Below are 13,867 nucleotides of genomic sequence, written 5' to 3'. Positions count from 1 at the left end.
TTCAAAGATTGGATTTCATGCCAGCCAGTCGCGCAGCATCGCGTTGACTGCAGGCGCTGATTCGTATTGCACCCAGTGACCCGCGCTTGGCACGATCACACATCCGACGTTTGGATGGCAGGCTGCAAGTTGGGGGGCCAGCACCTCAGGGGTGGCCGTGGAGTCGTGCGCGCCCCAGGCCATCCTCACGGTTCCTCGAACCCTTCCTAGCAAAGCCTGGAGACCGCCGGCGCGCGAAATGCTCTTGCTGCGAAAGCGCGTGTGCAGGCAGGCATCGGTTTGGATGCGCAATGCCAGCGCGTCAACGTTGTCCGGTTCATGAAGCATGTGGGCCAGCAGGTTGTGGCGCATCACATGCCTGAGTGCAGCAGCATCGCCCACCACGTCGCGCCATGCGATCAAGGGGGCGGATGGACGCCGAGCGCCGCCATGGCCCGCGGCACCGAGCAAAGCCAGGCGATCTACGCCGGACCGAACCGCGGCCAGATGGGCAGCCACCAGGCCGCCAAACGAAAAGCCGGCAAGGTCAATCGGAGTCTGGGGGCCTAACAACCTGTCAAGGCTGCCGCCGAGGCGCTGTAGCAAGGATGCCAGTGTGGCGTCGGCCGGAGCATCCGACTCGCCGTAGCCGGGCATGTCGGGTACCCAGACGCTTCGTTGCGCAGCCAGGGCCTCGATATTGCGTGCCCAATGCAGCCAGCTGCCGTGGCCGCCGTGCAGCATGACCAGGGGTCGACCGGCACCCAGCATCCGCCACACGACGCGACCACCGTGGCTGTGAACAACGTGGCGTTGCGTCAAACGCCTCAATGCAGCGAGTTGCTCGTCGGCCGCTTGCTCATCGTTCTGTGCACGCACAGGCATTTGAATCATTCGATTTTGATGGATTGGGCCTGGATTACACGCCGCCACTTGGACTCTTCGGCACGCACGATGCGGGCAGTCTCCTGGGGGCGGTCCATGGTCAGCACCAGGCCCTCCGCCGCAGCACGGCGCTGGAATGAATCGGTCTGGGCCGCACGCTGGACGGCGGCATACAGTTGATCAACGATACCTGCAGGCGTTGCGCCCGGCACGAACACCCCGTACCAGACATCTGCTTCGTAGCCGGTCACGCCCGACTCGGCAAAGGTGGGCACATCCGGAAGCAGTGGGGAGCGCTTGGCACTTGTGACTGCCAACGCCCGCAACTTGCCGCTGGTAAGCATCGGGGCCACGCTGGGCAGGGTGCCGAAAGCCAGGTCGATCTGTCCGGCCACCACATCGTTGATGACCGGTGCCGCGCCACGGTACGGCACATGGGTGACGAACAGTTTGGCCGTGCTTTTGAGCAGTTCTGCCGCCAGGTGCGTGGAGGTCCCGTTGCCGGCCGAGCCATAGGCCATCTTTCCCGGATGGGCTCGGGCCTGCGCGATGAAGTCTGCGGCGGACTTCATGGGACTGTCCATGCGCACGACCGCTACGTTGGGCGCGCGGCCCAGCAGCATGACCGGCGCGAAGGCCGTGTCCGCAGGGTAGGGCAGTTTGGGGTGAAGGCTGGGCACGATGGCGATCGCACTGGTATTGAGCAGCAAGCTGTGCCCATCTGGCGGACTCTTGGCCAAAGCGTCGTTGCCGATCACGGTGCCCGCGCCGGACCTGTTGTCGACGATCACGGACTGGCCCAGGTCGCGAGACAGCGCGTCACCGAGTGCTCTTGCCATGGCGTCCGTACCCCCGCCTGCAGGGAAGGGCACGATGAGCCGCAGGGGTTTGCTGGGGAACGCTTGCGCTGATACCCAGGGCGCCACAAGGGCACAAGCAGCACCAGCCAATAGGGCGCGACGATTCGTCATTCCGCGGTTCATACGCGCTCCAATACCACGGCGATGCCCTGGCCGACGCCGATGCACATGGTGGCCAAGGCATAGCGGCCGCCACTGGCGTGCAGCTGGTTCACCGCCGTGGTGGCAAGCCGCGCCCCGGATGCACCCAGCGGATGGCCCAAGGCGATGGCTCCGCCATTGGGATTGACGCGAGGGTCGTCATCGTCCAGACCGAGATCGCGCAGCACGGCCAGGCCCTGCGCCGCAAATGCTTCGTTGAGCTCGATCACATCCATCTTCGCCAGCGTCAAACCGGCCAGCTCCAAGACCTTGCGCGTGGCAGGTGCGGGGCCCATGCCCATGATCCGGGGAGGCACGCCGGCCGTGGCCATCGCCACCACGCGGGCGCGTGGGCTGAGGCCATGCCGCGCAGCACCGTCTTCACTGGCCAGCAGCAGAGCACAGGCGCCGTCATTGACACCAGATGCATTGCCCGCCGTGACGGTGCCGTCCGCACGCACGACCCCTTTCAGTTTGGCAAGCGCCTCCGCGCTGGTCTCGCGCGGATGCTCATCGCGCGCCACGACAAAGGGGTCGCCTTTCTTTTGAGGTACCGCGACCGGCACGATTTCCGCGTCGAAGAACCCGCGCTGCTGCGCAGCGACAGCCTTGCGTTGAGACGCCAGTGCCATGCGATCCTGGTCCAGCCGGGAGATGCGGAAGTCGGCAGCGACGTTCTCTGCCGTTAGAGGCATGCTGTCCACACCGTGCAAGACCCTCATGCGTGGATTGACGAAGCGCCATCCAATCGTCGTGTCCTCGATCTGGGCGGCGCGCGAGAAAGCTGCCTCGGCCTTGGCCATCACAAAGGGTGCGCGGCTCATGCTCTCCACACCACCGGCCAGCATCAGGTGCGCCTCTCCAGACTTGATGGCGCGCGCCGCCGTGCCCAGCGCGTCAAGGCCCGAGCCGCACAGCCGGTTCACGGTACTGCCCGGCAGGCTGACAGGAAGGCCGGCCAGCAGTGCGGACATGCGCGCGACGTTTCGGTTGTCCTCACCGGCCTGGTTGGCACAGCCGTAGACGATGTCGTTGACGGCGTCCCAGTCGAGTGTCGGATTGCGCGCCATCAGAGCGCGCAAGGGCACGGCGCCCAGGTCGTCCGCGCGCATGGTCGACAAGCTGCCGCCGTAGCGTCCAAAAGGAGTGCGAACTGCGTCGCAGATATAGGCATGAAAGGTCATGGGGACTGTCTCATTGGAATAATTGGTGAATGTCTCCGCGCACGAAGCCTGGCCCGCTGCAGTCCGCAAGCATGTCGAGATCCTTCGCGAGGGCGTCCTTGCCGCGCATCCGCGACCAGAACACCGGCCCGCCTTCCCAGCGTGGGAAACCATAGCCGTTGACCAGCGCGACATCGATATCCGTGGCATGGGCAGCGATGCCGTCGGTGAGCAACAACAGCGCCTCATTGACGAGCGCCAACAACGCGCGGCGCTGGATCTCTTCGTCGCTGATGGCGCGTGCCACGATGCCCTTGTCGGCGCGAGCGGCTGCGATCAGCGCCTGCGTGGAGCCGTCCACCTCTGGTGTTCGGCCGTCGGGGTAGCGGTAGTAGCCTGCGCCTGTCTTGCGACCCCATCGGCCAGCCTCGCACAGCCGGTCGGCAATGTCCACATAGCGCCCTGCAAGACCGCGTGTGGCGGCCTGGGCTTGTCGCATTCGCCAAGCGATGTCGAGGCCCGACAGGTCGGCCACGGCGAAGGGGCCCATCGCAAAGCCAAAGCTTTGCAAGGCCGCATCCACCTGTTCGGGCCAGGCGCCTTCTTCGATCAGGAACTCACACTGGCGCCGATATGCGGCGTAAAGCCGATTGCCGACGAATCCGAAAGCATTGCCTGTCAACAGTGGCAACTTGCGGAGCTTGCGGGCGAACGCCAGCCCGGTGGCCAAGGCGTCTGGCGACGAGGCCTTTCCCCGTACGACTTCCACCAGTCGCATCACGTTGGCAGGACTGAAGAAGTGCAGCCCGATGACATCCTGAGGCCGGGTGGTCGCGCGGGCGATGGCATCCAGGTCCAGGTAGGACGTGTTGCTGGCCAGCACGGCACCGGGGCGGGCCAGTGCATCGATGCGCGCAAAGACCTGGCGCTTGACGTCCAGGCTTTCAAATACTGCCTCGATCACCAGATCTGCAGCAGAGAGGCCATCCCAGTCCAGCGTTGCGCTAAGCCTGCTTTGGCGATCCTGTGCGAGCGCGGGTGCCAACTTGCCAGCCTTCACGCGCCCCGAGTAGTGGTCGGAGATGCGGGTGCGGCCACGCTCCAGTGCCATGCCATCGTGCTCGAGCAGCAACACATCGAAGCCTGCATCCAGCACGGCGATGGCGATGCCTGTGCCCATGGTGCCGGCGCCAATGACCGCTGCGCAGCGCACGGCGCGGGGGGCGATGTGCGCCAGTGTCGAATGCTTTGCGCTTTCTCGTTCTGCGAAAAACTGATGGCGCAGCGCCGCAGCCTCTGGCGACAGCCGAAGTTGCTCAAATGCCGCGCGCTCACTGGCAAGAGCCACGTCGAAGTCCGGCTCGGCCGCCGCCTTCACGGCTGCGATGGCGGCGATGACTGCCGGCCGTGCTTTGCCTGCCTTCAGGGCGGCGGCCGCAGCGTCCGCCACCGCGTGCGGTGGAGCCGCCGGTACGACGCGGTCCCGCAGCCGTTGCTTGGTGCCCGCCAAGCTTCGTGCAAGCGCCACCGCCGCTTCCAGCAGATCGCCATCGGTCAAGGCATCGACCAGTCCAGAGTCGAGCGCCGCGGCGCTTTGGATCCGCTCCCCAGCGCAGATCATCGATATGGCGCGAGGTATGCCGACCAGGCGAGGCAGCCTTTGCGTTCCACCCGCGCCGGGGATGATGCCCAGCGTGACTTCGGGCAGGCCTACGACCGTGCCCCGTGCCGCCAAGCGAGCGTCGCAGCCGAGCGCAAGCTCGAACCCACCTCCCAGCGCAGCACCATGCAGCGCGGCGACGAACGGCTTGTGACAGGCTTCGATGGCAGCGATCACGGCGGGAAGCTGCGGATCGACCAGCGGTTGACCGAACTCGCGCAGGTCCGAGCCGGCGATGAATGTAGTGCCCGCTCCGATCAAAACAGCAGCGGTCAGATGGTCGTCGGATGCCACTTCAGCGACTGCGCGCATGAGGCCCGCACGTACGGCCGCCGAGCCGGCGTTGATCGGGGGGTTGTCGATCCAGATCACGCCCACGTCACCGTCGCGCTCCAGACGCACCTGGTCTGTAGAAAAAGCGCTCATCAGGCCAGCACCACGACACCGTCGGCTGCCCGGACACCTTGGCCTTGCGGCAGTACGAACACCGGGTTGATCTCCGCTTCCAGCAGCCGGTCGCCCAATTGCGCAGCCATCAGAGAGAAGGCCACGATGGCTGATACGAGTGCATCCACATCGGCTTTGGGCCTGCCGCGAAAGCCGTCCAGCAGAGGCCATGTCTTGAGTTGCTGCGCCATCGACAGGGCGTCTTCCCGCGATAGACCACTGCCCGGTGGCAGCAGCCGCATGGCCGCGTCTTTGAAGAGTTCCGCTGTCACGCCCCCCATACCCAGCAGGATGGCTGTGCCCAGAGAGTCCCGGTGCATGCCCAGGATCAGTTCTGTTCCGCCGCCGACCATTTCCTGGACGAGGAAGCGATCGGGCCGCACGCCGGCCTTGGTCTGCACTTCGGCTGCCATGGCAGACAGGCGCTCGCCCACCGTGTCGGCCGTCAGGTTGACCGCCACGCCACCCACATCGCTCTTGTGGGTGATCTCGGCGGAGAGAATCTTCAGCACCACGCGGCCACCCATTTCGCGTGCCGCAACCTGTGCTTCGGCTGGCGTTGCCACGATGCGCTCTCCCGCGCAGGGTATGCCGAAGCGTGTAAACAGCTGCTTGGCCTGGTATTCGTCGAGCGACCCGTTGGGCAGATCGTCCACCACGATGGCCTGGGGGGGAACGACGGCGTCGAGTTGCGGCTTGAGCTGCGCCACATTGAACATCGCCTGCAGCGCCGCAGTGCAACTCTCGGCCGCCGCAAATGCCGGTACGCCACGCTTCGTCAGCAATGCGCCGACTTCGGGAGCATGCGGGCTGACGTACGCAATGACAGGCTTGTCAGAGTTTGGGAGGCAGTCCTGAATGGCTCCCACCAGCAGCTCGGGCATGGCGAGGCTGGAGGAGCCGACGATGATGGTCAGCGCGTCATAGCTCGGGCTCTTGAGCAACACATTGATGGCACCGCGCAGCAGGTCTGGCTTCAGGCCTGCCAGCGTTACGTCGATGGGGTTGCGGTCCAGCACCGCATGGTCTCCGGTCTGCAAGGCGCGCAGCGCCTGCGCGGTGGCAGCATCCGGTGCGGGCGTGTCAAAGCCCGCCATGCCGAGGTCGTCCGATACCAGTGTGCCTGCGCCGCCGGTGGAGGTGAGAATAGCCACCCGCTTGCCGTGCAGTTTGCGGCCTGTGGCCAGCGCTGCGGGAATGTCCAGCAGGTCTGAGAACGTCTGCGCACGGATCACCCCGATCTGCTGGAACAGTGCGTCGTACATGCGGTCGGCCCCGGCCAGGGCGCCGGTGTGCGAAACCGCCGCTTGCGCGCCGGCCTCGGAGCGGCCAATCTTGAAAGCCACCACCGGTTTTCCGTTGCGCGCTGCCTTCAGGCAGGCGTTGCGGAACTTGGCGGGATTGCGCACGGTTTCCACATACAGCGCGATCACCTTGGTGGCGTCGTCGTCGGCGAGGTGGTCGATGAAATCCGCGAGTTCAAGATCCACCTCGTTGCTGGTGGATATGAGCTTGGACAGGCCGATGCCCCGGGCCGCAGCGCGCGACAACAGCGCGCCCAGGATGCCGCCGCTTTGCGATACCACGCCGATACCGCCAACGGGGAAGTGCTCCATTTCGAGCGCTCCGGTGGCCGACAGCACAATGCTGTCCGTCAGGTTCACGAGTCCGATGGTGTTGGGGCCCAGGATGCGCATGCTCCCGGCTGCCTCTACCAGTTGCTGTTGGCGGCGTGCGCCGTCCTCGCCAGTCTCGGTGTAGCCGCTGGCCAATACGATGGCCGCCGCGCAGCCGCGGGCAGACAGCTCTCGTACCGCCAGATGAGCGCGCTCGGCGCCCAGCAAGACAATGGCCACGTCAGGCACTGAAGGAAGAGAGGCGACGTCGCTGTAGCACGGCAGGTCGCCGATTCGGTCGGCCTTGGGGTTCACCGGGTAGATGTCGCCCGCGAAGCCATGCTTGACGAGGTAGGAGACCGGGCGGCCCGCGGTCTTGCTGGCATCGGCCGAAGCGCCGATCACTGCCACGCTGCGCGGATTGAGCAAGCGAGAAATAGCGTTCATGGTGCTTCATCCTTGGCGGCTGTCGCAACAGCGGATTTGGCGAGAAACGCCATCACCGATTCGCGGTGCTCCGTGCTCGTGTAGCAGATACCCTGGGCTTGGCTGCCCTGAGCAAAGACCTGCTGCGCGGACATCTCGAAGCTCTGGTTGAGGATGGTCTTGGTCAGCGCCAGCGCAGTGGCCGAACCCTGGCTCAACTCGGCGGCCCAGGCCTTTGCATCGGCCAGCAGCGAGTCGGCCGAGGTCTGGCGATCCACGATGCCCAGAGCCAGCGCTTCGTCCACCTTGACCGGCCGACCTGTGAAGATCAGTTCTTTCGCTTTGGGCAACCCCACACGGCGTGGCAGGAAGTACATGCCGCCGCCATCTGGAATGATCCCGCGGTGGATGTACGACCAAGTGAAACTGGCCCATTCGCTCGCGATGATGAAGTCGCAAGCCAGCGCGGTGTCGGCGCCCAGCCCCGATGCGGCGGCGTTGACGGCGGCAATCACCGGCTTGGGCATGGTGTGCAGCAAAGCCTGGGCGTGATGCACACGTTGCTGGCGATGCCAGCCGTTGAAGCCCACGTCTCCGGCCGGTGCGTTCATGCGCTTTTCCATGCCGGCAATGTCTCCTCCAGCGCAAAAACCCTTACCGGCCCCGGTCAGCACCAAGGCTTTGATCGCCTTGTCGGCAGAGACAAGTTCCAGCGCTTCGATGAACTCGCTGCGCATGGCATCGCTCATGGCGTTGCGCTTGTCGGGGCGGTTGAGGGTGATGGTCGCGATGCCGTCGGCGACCTCCAGGTGGATCAGAGCGAAGCTCATTGGCAGTTCTCCTCGATGTGGTGATCAGTCGGCTTTGATGCCGTTTTCTTTGACGATGCGAGCCCAGCGTGCTTCTTCGCCACGCACGTAGGTGTCGAGTTCAGCAGGATCGCCAGCGCTCACGGCAAGGCCCTCTTGCTCGACCTTGCGCGTGAAGTCTGGCGCGCGGGCCGCCTTGCGCGCAGCGGCGTTCAGGCGGGCGATGACGTCTTTGGACGTGCCTGCAGGTGCGTACAGGCCGTACCAGCTTTCCACCGCGTAGCCCGGAACGCTCTCTGCAATGATGGGAATGCCCTTGAAAGCAGGGGAGGGCTGGGCGCTGGTCACAGCGATGGCACGCAGCTGGCCACGTTCCACGAAAGGAGCGACGGCGGCAGCCGTACCGAAGAAGATGTCGACCTGCCCCCCCATCAAATCGGTCATTGCAGGACCCGCGCCCCGGTAGGGGATGTGCACGGTCTTCACCTTGGCCAGGTTGTCGAACATTTCACCGGCCAGATGGGCCGACGTGCCCGCACCTTGCGAGGCGTAGGTCAGCTTGCCCGGGCTGGCCTTGGCAGCGGCCAGAATGTCCTGCACCGTCTTGAACGGGCTCGCAGGCCGCACCACCAGAACGTTAGGGCCGCGGCCGACCAGAATGACCGGCGCAAACGCCTTGTCGTTGGCGAAAGGCAGCTTGGGCTGCAGGCTGAGGTTGACGGCGTGCGCGAAGCTCGCCATGACCAGCGTGTATCCGTCAGGCGCGGTCTTCGCCACGGCGTCAGTGCCGATGACCGTGCCCGCGCCGGGCTTGTTTTCGATGATGACCGGCTGACCGAGGTCTTTGGACATCTCCTGGCCCAGCGTGCGCGCGATCAGGTCCGTGCCGCCTCCAGGCGAAAACGGCACCACGATGCGCACGGCCTTTTGCGGAAATGTGTTGGCGAATGCCGCGCCTGCCAAAAGCAAGGTGCTGATGAGCAGGGGCTTGGTGCAGGATCGCAAGAGGCGGAAGTTCAATGGGCGCATGTATTTGTCTCCGTAGTAGTCATGGCAGCAGGGCCTTGGCAGGTTGCGGCGTCGGCGTTCGAGCACCGTGCCCGTAGCTTAGGAAAGCAGGCCGGAAAAGTAACCCTGCCAATTCCATGCAGTGGAACTAGAATGGTTGCCAGGCAATGGAGAAGCCGTGTGGAAGTACGAAGAAACGGGATCGCCGACGACAAGCCAGGGATGTCGCCGGCCAATCGTTCCCTTGAGCGAGGCATCGAGCTGTTGCGAGCCTTCAGGCAAGGCTCCGAGCTGCTGGGCAATGGCGACCTGGCGGAACGTACGGGCCTGTCCAAGTCCACGGTCAGCCGGTTGACCCAGACTCTTGTGGGCACGGGCATGCTGCAGCTGGATGCGCCGAGCCGGGCCTATCGATTGGCCCCTGCTGTGCTGAGCCTGGGGCACGCCATGCGATCGGGCTCTCGCGTTCTGGCGGTTGCGGCTCCGAGGATGCGGGCTCTGGCAGAAGGGCGGCGCATCAACGTCGGCCTGGCCGCACCCGACCGCGACGAGATGGTGTACCTGGAATCCATCCGCTACGCCCGGCGGGCAGCGCTGCGCCATGTGGTGTCGGGTCAGCGCGTGCCCATGGAGCTGACATCGCTCGGGCGTGCCTATTTGGCCGTCGCTCCGGAGCTTCGACGCAATGCGCTGATGCATGTCTTCCGCAGCCGGCGTGCAGAGGCCTGGCCAACGCTGAAGGCAGCCATTGAACAGGCACGGGTTGATGTCGCCGACAAAGGCTACTGCGCAGCATCATGGCAGCCCGAAGTTGTTGCGCTGGCCGCTCCGCTGGAGGTCGCTGGCGCTCAGTACGTGATCAACGTGAGCCTATCGACTGCAGAACCCATGGATGAGGTGGCGAAGGAGCTGTCGCCAGCGTTGCTCGATCTGATCGCGAAAGTTCTTCACGATGCAGCGAGAGCGTCGTTGTAGGGCGGGCCAGGGCCCTGGGCGCGTGCGGCCAGCAGCACGCGCCGTCAGACGGCATCCCACCCGTGCTGTGGTTGTGTTCACCCGTTCAATTGGGCCAGCGGTCGCGGGCTTTCTGCGCTGCCTGGCGGGCGGTTTCGATGGCGGTGCCCCGTCGCTCGCGGACTGTGGTCGTCAGGGCCTGGCCGGCCAGCTCGGGCGTGCCTGACGGATAGGGCGGCCGGGGGTCGTACTCGAAGAGCAGCGTCTGGAGACGCGCATGTGCCTCGCCGCGCAGCAGCGCGGAAAGCGTCAATGCCATGTCCATGCCCGCGGTCACGCCGCCGCCGGTTACACGATTGCGGTCGACCACCACGCGCTGCGCCACGGGAGTCGCGTCAAAGATCGGCAACAGGTCCCGCACATACCAGTGGGCCGTGGCGCGGTGTCCCCGCAGCAGGCCGGCCGCGCCGAGCAGCAGCACCCCGGTGCACACGCCGGTGACCCAGCGCGCGGCTTTGCCACGCTCGCGCAGGAAGCGCAACGTGTCTTCGTCCTTCAGCAACGCAGTCGTGCCCTTGAGCCCGCCGGGCACGAAGAGGATGTCAGGCGTCGCAGGCGCATCGGCGAAAGTCGTGCTCGGCAAGATCTTCAAGCCGCTGTCCGTCGCGACCGGGGACAGGTCTTTCCAGACCAGGTGTGTGTCGGCGTCGCCCATGGTTGCGAAGACGAGCTGGGGGGCGACCAGATCGAGGGCGGTCATGTCAGGGTGCACGACCATCACGATCTGCAGCCGGGGGCGCGAGTTGGCGTTGGGCAGTGGCAGTGCTGGGGCGATGGTGTCGGTCGCCGCTGAAGCGTGGAGGGACGCCAGTGCGGACAACGCACTGAGGGCGGACAAGGCGTGACGTCGATGGGGGTTCATGGAATGAATGACTCTCTGGCGCCCACGGCGGGCGCCGACTCGATGCGAAAACGCGCGGCGCGAAGCGCGCCCGAAGGCGGCATCACGCGCGGACGAACGGAAGAAGAAGCGTCAGAAGAGCGAGGGGGAGGGCGGCCCGCGCGCCGGCATGGGAGCCGCGGCAGCCGCCATGAGGTGCGTGGCTGCGATTGCCCATAACCCGTAGGCAAGCGCCAAGGGCGAGGGCAGTCCGACGGCTGTGGTGGCGGGCGGCGTGACCGCCTGCACGCACAGCGGGCAGTCCATGTGGGCGGCCCCGAGTTCCTGCACGCCGTCATCGGTGTGCACGATGACCTTGACCAGACCGGCCCCAGAGCAGACCAGCTCCAGGGTTTGCGCATGGACCATCGGTGAGGCAATGGCCGAGCCGACAGACAGCGCGAACCACAGCAGCACCCATCGAATCAGGCTGGCTGCAGGACGCCGCTTCCCCGATGTCGGCGCATGCGTGCGGATTGCGGCGGTTCTGCTCATGGGGGCGGATTATCGGCCAGCGGGTTCGCGAACAGGTCCTAGCGTTCCTCGGCCTCAGGCACGACGACAATCGGGGGCAGAGTCCACGCAGTGCCGCCGGCTCCTGCGAAATCAGAGGATTGGGAAGTTTTTTGAAGCGCCCTGTCAAGCCTTGTCGCTCGGCACCGCTACCATCCAGTCTTGCGCTTCGCATGCGCCGCATCCCGTGCCAGCGTACGGCAGGACCGATTCGGCAATGACGAGCGCCTGAGCGCATCCACAAAGCACAGTCCGCTGGTGTTGCCGGTGTCCAGTGGATGCGTTCCCATTGCCATTCTCGACAATCTGCTGCTGCACAAAGTTCTCAAATCAGGTATGCGCCATGACGCCCCGATCCCCTTCCTCTCCGGTGGCGGCCGCGCCACGGAACTGATCCTGAGCCGTGACTGGTCGAACCATCCTCTGGGGCAGCCGGAAGAATGGCCGGAGGGACTCAAGGTATCGCTCAGTCTGGTCCTGAACTCGCCCGAGTCCATGATCCTGTGCTGGGGACCCCAGCTGCACTTCTTCTTCAACGAAACCTACATCCCATTGCTCGGCCCCCGCGTGGAGTGGGCCATGGGGGCTTTGTTCGACGAGGTCTGGTCGGACGCGCTCGAGCAGGCCCATCCCATCATTGCCGACGCGATGTCCGGCAAAAGCCAGCGCTTCAATGACCTTTACTGGAAGCTGGCCACCGATCGCGGCATGGCGGATACCTGGTGGACTTTCTCCTACTCACGCATCCTTGGCGCCGATGGCGAAGTAGCGGGGCTTTTCATCTTCACCAACGAAACGACGGCCAAGGTCCTGGCAGACAAGGCCCTGCGCGAAAGCACCGAGCGCCAGCGTCAGACTCTGCAGCAGATGCCTGGATTCGTCAGCATCCTGAGCGGACCGGAGCACAGGTTCGAGTACGTGAACGACGCGTATGTCGAGATATCCGGAGCCCGCGATTTTCTCGGGCGCACGGTGCGCGAGGTGTTTCCGGAACTGCATAACCAGGGGTTCTATGAATTGCTCGACAAGGTCTATGCGACGGGAGAGTCCTATTCCGCGCAGGCCATGCCGATCCACCTCGACAACCGGGCCGCAGACCAGGCAGACCGGTACATCGACCTGCGGTATGAGCCCGTCCGCGACCCGGGTGGCGCCGTCAGCGGCATCTTCGTCGGTGGCTATGACGTGACCGAGCAGGTCAGGGCCCAGCGTGCCTTGGCCGAAGCCAACCAGAACCTGGCGCAGCGGGTGAACACCACGGTGCGCGAGTTGATGGCCACCGAGGATGCTCTGCGCCAAGCCCAGAAAATGGAAGCAGTCGGCCAGCTCACCGGCGGCCTGGCCCACGACTTCAACAACCTGCTGGCAGCCATCACGGGATCGCTGGAGCTGATGCAACGGCAGATTGCACAGGGCCGCACCACCGAAATCGGCCGCTACGTGACGGTGGCCCAGGGCGCGGCGCGCCGCGCAGCGGCCTTGACCCATCGATTGCTGGCGTTCTCCCGTCGCCAGACGCTGGACCCCAAGGCCGTGGATGTGAACCAGTTGGTGGCCGGCATGGAAGAGCTGATTCGCCGCACAGTGGGCCCCGCCGTCCACATGGAGACGGTCGCAGCGGCCGACCTTTGGGCGACACTCGTCGACGCATCGCAGCTCGAAAGTGCGCTGCTCAACCTCTGCATCAATGCCCGCGACGCGATGCCGCACGGCGGCCGCATCACCGTGGAAACGGAGAACGTCTGGATGGACGACCGTGCGGCGCGAGCGCAGGGCCTGGGTGCCGGACACTACGTGACGCTCAGCGTGACGGACACCGGCGCCGGCATGACGCCGGAAGTCCAGGCGAAGGCATTCGACCCGTTCTTCACCACCAAGCCCATGGGCCAGGGAACCGGCCTGGGCCTGTCCATGATCTACGGCTTTGCCCAGCAGTCGGGCGGCCAGGTACGCATTCGTTCGGAGGTGGGCGTCGGCACCACGATGTGCATCTATCTGCCGCGCCATACCGGCGCCAAGGACGACGGCCCCTCATCGGAAAAACAGCCCGTGCCGCTGGGCCCGCAAAATGGCACGGTGCTGGTCGTGGACGACGAATCCGCCGTGCGCATGCTGATGGGCGAGGTGCTGCAGCAGCAGGGCTACACCGTGCTGGAAGCCAGCGATGGAAGCACCGGCCTGCGTACGCTCCTGTCCGATGCCGCCATCGACCTGCTGGTTACCGACGTCGGATTGCCCGGCGGCATGAATGGCCGCCAACTCGCCGACGCAGCCCGCACGGCGCGCCCGCAGCTGAAAGTCCTGTTCGTCACCGGCTATGCCGAGAATGCACTCGTCGGCAACGGCCACCTGGAGCCGGGCATGGCAGTGATGACCAAGCCTTTCTCCATCGACGATTTCAGCATGCGCGTTCGCGAGATGATCTAGCGCTGCACCGGCGGTGTGGATGGATGGGTGTGCGGATAC

11 protein-coding genes are annotated in these 13,867 nt (G+C 65.2%); 2 read left to right on the top strand and 9 right to left on the bottom strand.

Features of this window, described 5'->3' with window-relative positions; genetic code table 11:
- Positions 1 to 15: 15 nt before the first annotated feature.
- The 7 genes from ACSQ3D_RS22045 to ACSQ3D_RS22015 all read right to left on the bottom strand — a co-directional run bounded on the left by ACSQ3D_RS22045 (position 16) and on the right by ACSQ3D_RS22015 (position 9,015).
- Positions 16 to 873, bottom strand: coding sequence for an alpha/beta fold hydrolase (locus tag ACSQ3D_RS22045; RefSeq protein ID WP_436128335.1), 858 nt, complete (start codon positions 871 to 873; stop codon positions 16 to 18).
- Positions 870 to 1,703: a tripartite tricarboxylate transporter substrate binding protein gene (locus ACSQ3D_RS22040; RefSeq protein ID WP_436128334.1), complete on the bottom strand. Its 834-nt coding sequence runs from the start codon at positions 1,701 to 1,703 to the stop codon at positions 870 to 872. The genes ACSQ3D_RS22045 and ACSQ3D_RS22040 overlap by 4 nt, the downstream gene beginning before the upstream one ends.
- 140 nt (positions 1,704 to 1,843) lie before the next feature.
- Positions 1,844 to 3,049 carry a 3-oxoadipyl-CoA thiolase gene (pcaF, locus tag ACSQ3D_RS22035; RefSeq protein WP_436128333.1) on the bottom strand — a complete coding sequence of 402 codons (1,206 nt, stop codon included), beginning with the start codon at positions 3,047 to 3,049 and terminating at the stop codon, positions 1,844 to 1,846.
- 10 nt (positions 3,050 to 3,059) lie between these two features.
- Positions 3,060 to 5,114, bottom strand: coding sequence for a 3-hydroxyacyl-CoA dehydrogenase NAD-binding domain-containing protein (locus ACSQ3D_RS22030; RefSeq protein ID WP_436128332.1), 2,055 nt, complete (start codon positions 5,112 to 5,114; stop codon positions 3,060 to 3,062).
- The gene (locus ACSQ3D_RS22025) at positions 5,114 to 7,198 is read right to left on the bottom strand and encodes an acetate--CoA ligase family protein (protein ID WP_436128331.1); all 2,085 of its coding nucleotides are present in this window, start codon (positions 7,196 to 7,198) and stop codon (positions 5,114 to 5,116) included. Before ACSQ3D_RS22025 ends, ACSQ3D_RS22030 begins: the two co-directional genes overlap by 1 nt.
- Positions 7,195 to 8,007: an enoyl-CoA hydratase/isomerase family protein gene (locus ACSQ3D_RS22020; protein ID WP_436128330.1), complete on the bottom strand. Its 813-nt coding sequence runs from the start codon at positions 8,005 to 8,007 to the stop codon at positions 7,195 to 7,197. Before ACSQ3D_RS22020 ends, ACSQ3D_RS22025 begins: the two co-directional genes overlap by 4 nt.
- Positions 8,008 to 8,031: 24 nt before the next feature.
- Complete coding sequence (locus tag ACSQ3D_RS22015; RefSeq protein ID WP_436128329.1) at positions 8,032 to 9,015, bottom strand: tripartite tricarboxylate transporter substrate binding protein; 984 nt, start codon at positions 9,013 to 9,015, stop codon at positions 8,032 to 8,034.
- A 159-nt stretch (positions 9,016 to 9,174) separates the two neighbouring features.
- Here ACSQ3D_RS22015 and ACSQ3D_RS22010 point away from each other — a divergent pair, with 159 nt between their 5' ends.
- On the top strand, positions 9,175 to 9,969 hold the full coding sequence (locus ACSQ3D_RS22010) for an IclR family transcriptional regulator (RefSeq protein WP_436128328.1): 795 nt from the start codon (positions 9,175 to 9,177) through the stop codon (positions 9,967 to 9,969).
- A gap of 85 nt (positions 9,970 to 10,054) precedes the next feature.
- Here the strand turns inward: ACSQ3D_RS22010 and ACSQ3D_RS22005 are convergent, their stop codons facing one another.
- Positions 10,055 to 10,846, bottom strand: coding sequence for a DJ-1/PfpI family protein (locus ACSQ3D_RS22005; protein ID WP_436128327.1), 792 nt, complete (start codon positions 10,844 to 10,846; stop codon positions 10,055 to 10,057).
- 135 nt (positions 10,847 to 10,981) lie between these two features.
- Positions 10,982 to 11,383 carry a hypothetical protein gene (locus ACSQ3D_RS22000; RefSeq protein ID WP_436128326.1) on the bottom strand — a complete coding sequence of 134 codons (402 nt, stop codon included), beginning with the start codon at positions 11,381 to 11,383 and terminating at the stop codon, positions 10,982 to 10,984.
- Between the two features lie 180 nt (positions 11,384 to 11,563).
- On the opposite strand from ACSQ3D_RS22000, the gene ACSQ3D_RS21995 reads away from it, so the two are divergent.
- Positions 11,564 to 13,828 carry an ATP-binding protein gene (locus tag ACSQ3D_RS21995; protein WP_436128325.1) on the top strand — a complete coding sequence of 755 codons (2,265 nt, stop codon included), beginning with the start codon at positions 11,564 to 11,566 and terminating at the stop codon, positions 13,826 to 13,828.
- Positions 13,829 to 13,867 lie beyond the last annotated feature (39 nt).

The organism is Acidovorax sp. LjRoot117 (assembly GCF_964252695.1).
Lineage (GTDB): Bacteria > Pseudomonadota > Gammaproteobacteria > Burkholderiales > Burkholderiaceae_C > Acidovorax.
Note: the sequence above shows the minus strand (reverse complement) of the source record. Positions and strands in the feature narration are given on the sequence as shown.

What these genes read in the sequence shown, in the direction of transcription:
- pcaF (WP_436128333.1), bottom strand. Translation starts at nt 3,049, where the DNA reads ATGACCTTTCATGCCTATATCTGCGACGCAGTTCGCACTCCTTTTGGA.
- ACSQ3D_RS22015 (WP_436128329.1), bottom strand. Translation starts at nt 9,015, where the DNA reads ATGCGCCCATTGAACTTCCGCCTCTTGCGATCCTGCACCAAGCCCCTG.
- ACSQ3D_RS22030 (WP_436128332.1), bottom strand. Translation starts at nt 5,114, where the DNA reads ATGAGCGCTTTTTCTACAGACCAGGTGCGTCTGGAGCGCGACGGTGAC.
- ACSQ3D_RS22000 (WP_436128326.1), bottom strand. Translation starts at nt 11,383, where the DNA reads ATGAGCAGAACCGCCGCAATCCGCACGCATGCGCCGACATCGGGGAAG.
- ACSQ3D_RS22020 (WP_436128330.1), bottom strand. Translation starts at nt 8,007, where the DNA reads ATGAGCTTCGCTCTGATCCACCTGGAGGTCGCCGACGGCATCGCGACC.
- ACSQ3D_RS22025 (WP_436128331.1), bottom strand. Translation starts at nt 7,198, where the DNA reads ATGAACGCTATTTCTCGCTTGCTCAATCCGCGCAGCGTGGCAGTGATC.
- ACSQ3D_RS22045 (WP_436128335.1), bottom strand. Translation starts at nt 873, where the DNA reads ATGATTCAAATGCCTGTGCGTGCACAGAACGATGAGCAAGCGGCCGAC.
- ACSQ3D_RS22040 (WP_436128334.1), bottom strand. Translation starts at nt 1,703, where the DNA reads ATGGCAAGAGCACTCGGTGACGCGCTGTCTCGCGACCTGGGCCAGTCC.